Genomic DNA, 281 nt, shown 5'->3' with positions numbered 1-281 from the left:
TCTTAGTAGATGACTCATCGCAACCAGGTTCATTTGATGGTGGCCCTTATGCATTTATTAACTCTAGCGGTATCTCAATCGACCCAGATATGCTGAAAAGCGTTGAAATCATCAAAGGTGCAGCTTCAAGTTTACACGGAAGCGACGCTATTGGTGGTGTTGTTGCATTCGAAACCAAAGACCCTTCTGATTTCTTGAAAGATGGCGAAGACTTCGGTGGCCAAGCGAAACTGTCTTACTCTTCAGAAGATAACTCTTTCAGTGAGCACGTTGCATTAGCT

1 protein-coding gene is annotated in these 281 nt (G+C 43.8%); it reads left to right on the top strand.

What is annotated here, in order from left to right:
- Positions 1–281 (top strand): TonB-dependent receptor plug domain-containing protein (locus AB4486_RS26095; protein WP_372119655.1); only part of this gene is annotated, 281 nt, incomplete at both ends.

Origin of the sequence: Vibrio sp. 10N.222.55.C6 (genome assembly GCF_041473395.1) — a bacterium.
Classification (GTDB): Bacteria; Pseudomonadota; Gammaproteobacteria; order Enterobacterales; family Vibrionaceae; genus Vibrio; species Vibrio crassostreae_C.
The sequence above is the reverse complement of the archived record's forward strand: the minus strand, read 5'-3'. Positions and strand labels throughout refer to the sequence as shown.